The organism is Brevibacillus sp. MCWH (genome assembly GCF_013096935.1).
Classification (GTDB): Bacteria; Bacillota; Bacilli; order Brevibacillales; family Brevibacillaceae; genus Brevibacillus; species Brevibacillus aydinogluensis.
On the sequence record NZ_SDLF01000171.1, the window covers coordinates 1 to 439 of the forward strand.

Genomic DNA, 439 nt, shown 5'->3' on the forward strand with positions numbered 1-439 from the left:
AGGAAAATATTATCTTTATCGAAAGGAGGGGCATAGATGCCAAGTATCATTGCAGTTGAATTAGCTGAACTTCCTTACCGCGTTTCACAAAACGAGGTGATGGTTGCAATAAAACGCATGTTTCAACACCGTTCTGAACATATTGATCGGTTATTATCCATTTTTCAACATGATCATATTCAATCAAGATCGCTTGTACAACCATTAGATTGGTATATGCAGACTCATTCGTTTGCTGAGAAAAATGAGCTGTATATTGAGCATGCTGTTCGATATGGAAAAGAGGCGATTGTGCGCTGTTTACATCGTGCAAATATTGTTTTTGAAGACGTTGAAGCAATCTTTTTCATTTCAACGACGGGAATTGCTACACCGAGCATTGAGGCAAGAATCATAAATGAACTTCCTTTTTCTGTACACACGAAACGCATCCCCATAT

The 439-nt window shown here is 38.3% G+C and carries 1 protein-coding gene; it reads left to right on the forward strand.

What is annotated here, in order from left to right:
• Positions 1-36: 36 nt before the first annotated feature.
• On the forward strand, positions 37-439 hold a 403-nt coding region (locus tag ETC00_RS19925; RefSeq protein WP_483296500.1), incomplete at its 3' end, for a beta-ketoacyl-[acyl-carrier-protein] synthase family protein.